The organism is Algibacter sp. (assembly GCF_049667265.1).
In the GTDB taxonomy this organism is placed as follows: domain Bacteria; phylum Bacteroidota; class Bacteroidia; order Flavobacteriales; family Flavobacteriaceae; genus Algibacter_B.
Genome location: NZ_JBATHX010000146.1, coordinates 1 through 5,044, shown reverse-complemented (window position 1 = coordinate 5,044; position 5,044 = coordinate 1). Strand labels below are relative to the sequence as shown.

Genomic DNA, 5,044 nt, shown 5'->3' with positions numbered 1-5,044 from the left:
TTATGGATTGCCACCATAGATGAAAAACTAAATGAGAAAGGCTATATAATTCCTGGTCTGGGCGACGCTGGAGATTTGGCTTTTGGTAAAAAATTACAACATTAATAAGATAAAAGGAAGTACCATTAAAACGGCTAAAAATATTTCTTGAAACCATTTTTCTTGAATAACTTCAATGTAGTTGGCAATTATAATAGCCAACGGAGCAAATAAAAATAAAAACTCACTCCCATTTTTATTAGGTGCCTGAATTACTATTAAAAACCCAATAACTGCGGCCGCAATAATGGTTTTAAATGAAGCCCTAAATGCCTTTTTCTTCTTTTTAATATTATTCAAGTAAAAAAATGAAGACCAAACACCAAAAGATAACAACACGGTAATTGCTATTAAATATTGAATAGAATTATAACTACTAAAATCATAACTAGTTCCTGCTGACATATCAAATACAAGCAAAAAACTATCGTATAATACAACTGAAACAGCACTACAAACAATAAAAACGGATGCTAACCCTAAAAAAGGAATTATCCAATGCCTTAAATTATTATCTGTATATAATACGAGTGATAAAATTATTAAAACAAAAAACAGAATAGCCCAGAAATAAAATAAGGTTGCAATAGCAATCCAAAAAGCAGCATCAAAAAGTTTTTTCTTTGTATTTTTTGGAGAACGTAAACTTACAATTCTTCTTAAACCTAATAAAACAAAAAAGTTTGACAGTAACACATTGGAGTCGCTAGTAGTTTGAGTTATAAATAGTAAAAAAAGGCTAAACAACAAGATATCATAATTGTGCTTATTGGTTAGACTATTCTTGTTTACTATAAAGTTTAATAGAAAAATAGAGCCAAAAACAATTAAAAGAAGCAGGAGTTGCTTTGAAATAGAATCAAAATATAATCCCTCATTTAGGCTTTCTATTCTTGCAATAATAAATGCCAAAAATGCCACCAAAAAAACGAGCGCAAAATATAATGGTCTAGATTTTTTAAAAAAACTTGTTATCATTAACTGTTTTTGTATTTTTGCATGGTAAATATACTAACTATAAAATGGTTAGTGATAAATAAACTATCACAAAATGAAAGATTTCTTTTACGCTATACAGGATTTATTTGTTGATGTTATTTTTGCACCTTTTGATGCATTAAGAGCATTAGAACTTGAAAGCTGGTTTGGAGCTAATATAATTTCTTGGATTTTTATAATTGTAGGCTTCGTAGCTATGGTATACTGGATGCTGCAACTTAAGGGTTTCAATGATAAAAATGAAGAAGATAAAAGTATATCTTCTCACTCTTATTTATAAATCGAATCCAATATCTTTACGATAATACATCTTATCAAAATGTAGTTTTTCTATACTTTGGTAAGATTTTTTTATGGCCTCTTGGTACGTATTTCCATAAGAGGTTATTGCCATTACACGGCCACCCGAAGTTATAATTTTACCATCTTTAAGTTGGGCTCCAGCATGAAACGCGATGGAGTCTTTAATAGTGTCAACACCAGAAATTTCCTTGCCTTTTTCATAAGCTTCTGGATATCCGCCAGAAACAGTCATTATTGTTGTGGCTGCACGTTCATCAATTTCAATATTGATTTTATCTAAAGTACCATTCGCCATAGCTTGTAAAATTTCAACAAAATCATTCTTAAGTCTTGGTAAAACAACTTCGGTTTCCGGATCGCCCATTCGTACGTTATATTCAATCACTTTAGGGTCGTTACCAACTTTAATAAGTCCAATAAATACAAATCCAACATAAGGTAAATTATCCTTTTTAAAACCAGAAATTGTTGGTTTTACAATGCGTTCTTCAATTTTAGTTAAAAACTCATCTGTGGCAAAAGGTACTGGAGAAACGGCTCCCATGCCTCCTGTATTTAATCCTGTGTCGCCTTCACCAATACGCTTGTAATCTTTAGCAGTTGGTAAAATCTTATAGTTTTGGCCGTCGGTTAAAACAAAACAACTTAATTCTATACCATCTAAAAACTCTTCAATAACTACTTTTGTGCTTGCTGCTCCAAATTTAGCATCAACAAGCATACTTTTTAATTCTGCTTTCGCTTCATTTAAATCGTTCAAAATAACAACCCCTTTCCCTGCTGCTAATCCATCAGCTTTTAAAACATATGGCGGATTTAAAGTTTCTAAAAAAGCATACCCTTTTTCTACAGTTTCTTTAGTGAAACTTTCATAAGCAGCGGTTGGAATATTATGACGGTATAAAAACTCTTTTGCGAACTCTTTACTTCCCTCTAATTCTGCAGCCTTTTGCTGTGGCCCAATTACTGAAACATGCTTAATAGCAGGGTCATTTAAAAAGTAATCATGAATACCTTGAACCAAAGGATCTTCAGGCCCAACAACAACTAGATCAATCCGATTATTTAACACTAATTCTTTAATAGCAGGAAAATCTGTTACACCAATATTTACATTTGTTGCTACTTGCGCTGTTCCAGAATTGCCTGGTGCTACAAAAAGTTTTTTGCATTTTGGACTTTGAGCAATTTTCCAAGCAAAAGTGTGTTCTCTTCCGCCAGAACCAAGTATTAAAATATTCATAGTATTCGATCTTTCCGCAAAAATAAAATTAATGACATGAATTCACGAATATTTTTTATTTACTTTACAAATTATATGTTTTTAATGTGAATTTATTTGATTTTTCTTTACAATTGAATGGCTTTCCAATCAAGAAAGCTACGCGCTTGTTGAATACAATTCAAGAAATAAGTGATAGCGATTTCAATGCTTATATTGAAAGTAAAAAACAAGCCATCGTTAAACATCATTTAAAAAACAATGCCTTCTATAAAGGGTTTGCAAAAAATATTGATGATTCTGATTGGAATTCGGTTCCAGTAATGACTAAAAAAGAATTGCAAAAACCACTTAAAGACAGGATTTCAAAAGGGTTTACGAATAAAAATATTTACGTTAATAAAACCTCTGGCTCTTCAGGCGATCCTTTTGTTTTTGCTAAAGATAAATTATGCCATGCCTTAACTTGGGCTATTATACAAAATCGATTTGGTTGGTATAATTTAGATTTCAATAATTCTAAACAAGCACGATTTTATGGAATTCCCTTAGATAAAAAAGGGTATTACAAAGAGCGTTTTAAAGATAAACTTAGCCGTCGGTTTCGTTTTTCTGTTTTTGATTTGAGTGATACAGCTTTTGAAAAACATTTAGAAAAATTTAAATCTACTCCATTTGATTATATTAATGGTTATACGAGTTCCATTGTGCTATTTGCAAAATTTCTTCAAAAGAAAAAATGCATTTTAAAAGCTTTTTGTCCTTCAATAAAAGCTTGTGTGGTAACCTCAGAAATGCTTTTTGAAGACGACAAAAAATTGATGGAAACCCAATTTGGCATTCCTATTATCAATGAATATGGTGCTTCCGAATTAGATTTAATAGCTTTTGAAAACCCAAACGGAAATTGGCAAGTTAACAGCGAATCACTTTTTGTTGAAATTCTTGATGAAAAGAACAACGTTTTACCTTACGGTGAAGAAGGTCGTATTGTAATTACGTCACTTTATAACAAAGCACATCCGTTTATTAGATATGATATTGGTGATGTTGGAATACTTTCAAAAGAAAGCACCTCCAAGACGCCCATTCTAGAAAAATTGACAGGACGAACTAATGATATTGCCATTTTACCTAGTGGAAAAAAAGCTGCAGGATTAACGTTTTATTATATTACTAAAAGTATTATTGAAGATGATGGAAACGTAAAAGAGTTTGTTATTGAACAACACAAAACCGAGGTTTTTAAAGTTAAATATGTTAGTTCTGAAACGCTTTCTGAAGAAAAAATAAAAGTTATAACTGACGAAATGGAAAAATACCTTGAAAAAGGGCTTTCAATTACCTTTGAAAGACAAGAAAAATTAATTCGATCAAAAAGTGGTAAATTGAAACAGTTTACATCCTACCTAAACCAAAATAAATGAATATTACTATAGTTGCTGGCGCAAGACCAAATTTTATGAAAATTGCCCCTATTATTGAAGCTCTTCAAGACAAAAAAAAGGAAGGTTTTAATATTAATTATAGACTTGTACATACAGGACAGCACTACGATAAAAATTTAAGCGGTACTTTTTTTGAAGAATTAAATATTCCGCTTCCAGACAGTAATTTAGAAGTTAAAAGTGGTACACAAGCAGAACAAACTGCAGCCATTATGGTTGGTTTTGAAAAAGAATTAAACCAAAACCCTTGCGATTTAGTAATGGTTGTTGGCGATGTAACCTCAACAATGGCTTGCACTATAGTTGCTAAAAAAGCACATATTAAAGTCGCTCATGTTGAAGCTGGAATTAGATCTGGAGATATGAAAATGCCAGAGGAAATAAATAGAATTGTAACCGATAGTTTAACCGATTATTTTTTCACTACTTCAAGTTATGCCAATGAAAACTTAATGAAATTAGGTGTTTCAAAATCGGATATCTTTTTTGTTGGTAACGTAATGATTGACACTTTATTAAAAAACGAAGCTAGACTAAAAAAACCATCTCTTTGGAATGATTTAAACTTATCTTTAAAAAAATATATGGTTATGACACTTCATAGACCAAGTAATGTTGATGAAGAAGACCAATTAAAGAAACTGATTACTCAAATTGTAACTTTAGGAAAAGATTACCCAATTATTTTTCCCGTTCATCCAAGAACACAAAAGCTTTTAACTGGTTTAAATTTAAATTTCGACAATTTACATTATGTAAACCCATTAGGATATTTAGAGTTTAATTATTTAGTAAAAAATGCCTTGGCAGTAGTTACAGACTCTGGAGGAATTACCGAAGAAACTACTGTTATGAATGTACCTTGTATTACATTGCGAGATAGCACAGAGCGTCCTGAAACTTGTGCCATTGGAACAAATATTTTAGTTGGAGGTGATTCTGAAAAAATAAAAAATGCATTTAACACGTTACTTTCAGGGTCTTGGAAACAAGGTGAAACCCCGGAGCTTTGGGATGGAAAAGCTGCAAAACG

6 protein-coding genes are annotated in these 5,044 nt (G+C 31.4%); 4 read left to right on the top strand and 2 right to left on the bottom strand.

Translation table 11 applies throughout. The annotated features are described in order from the left end of the window. On the top strand, positions 1-105 hold a 105-nt coding region (locus WBN21_RS05310), incomplete at its 5' end, for a uracil phosphoribosyltransferase (RefSeq protein ID WP_424198244.1). Here WBN21_RS05310 and WBN21_RS05305 read toward each other — a convergent pair. Then, a complete protein-coding gene (locus tag WBN21_RS05305) occupies positions 94-1,017 on the bottom strand; it encodes a DUF6427 family protein (RefSeq protein ID WP_424198243.1) in 924 nt (307 codons plus the stop codon). The genes WBN21_RS05310 and WBN21_RS05305 overlap by 12 nt on opposite strands. Before the next feature lie 73 nt (positions 1,018-1,090). On the opposite strand from WBN21_RS05305, the gene WBN21_RS05300 reads away from it, so the two are divergent. Continuing rightward, positions 1,091-1,318: a DUF6341 family protein gene (locus WBN21_RS05300; RefSeq protein ID WP_424198242.1), complete on the top strand. Its 228-nt coding sequence runs from the start codon at positions 1,091-1,093 to the stop codon at positions 1,316-1,318. Here the strand turns inward: WBN21_RS05300 and purD are convergent. Further along, complete coding sequence (gene purD, locus WBN21_RS05295; RefSeq protein ID WP_424198241.1) at positions 1,313-2,584, bottom strand: phosphoribosylamine--glycine ligase; 1,272 nt, start codon at positions 2,582-2,584, stop codon at positions 1,313-1,315. The two genes, WBN21_RS05300 and purD, sit on opposite strands and share 6 nt — an antisense overlap. 86 nt (positions 2,585-2,670) lie before the next feature. On the opposite strand from purD, the gene WBN21_RS05290 reads away from it, so the two are divergent. Then, on the top strand, positions 2,671-3,990 hold the full coding sequence (locus tag WBN21_RS05290; protein WP_424198240.1) for a phenylacetate--CoA ligase family protein: 1,320 nt from the start codon (positions 2,671-2,673) through the stop codon (positions 3,988-3,990). After that, positions 3,987-5,044, top strand: a 1,058-nt coding sequence (gene wecB, locus WBN21_RS05285; RefSeq protein ID WP_424198239.1) for a non-hydrolyzing UDP-N-acetylglucosamine 2-epimerase, incomplete at its 3' end; no start/stop codon positions are given. The genes WBN21_RS05290 and wecB, both read left to right, overlap by 4 nt.

What these genes read in the sequence shown, in the direction of transcription:
- WBN21_RS05300 (WP_424198242.1), top strand. Translation starts at nt 1,091, where the DNA reads ATGAAAGATTTCTTTTACGCTATACAGGATTTATTTGTTGATGTTATT.
- WBN21_RS05305 (WP_424198243.1), bottom strand. Translation starts at nt 1,017, where the DNA reads ATGATAACAAGTTTTTTTAAAAAATCTAGACCATTATATTTTGCGCTC.
- purD (WP_424198241.1), bottom strand. Translation starts at nt 2,584, where the DNA reads ATGAATATTTTAATACTTGGTTCTGGCGGAAGAGAACACACTTTTGCT.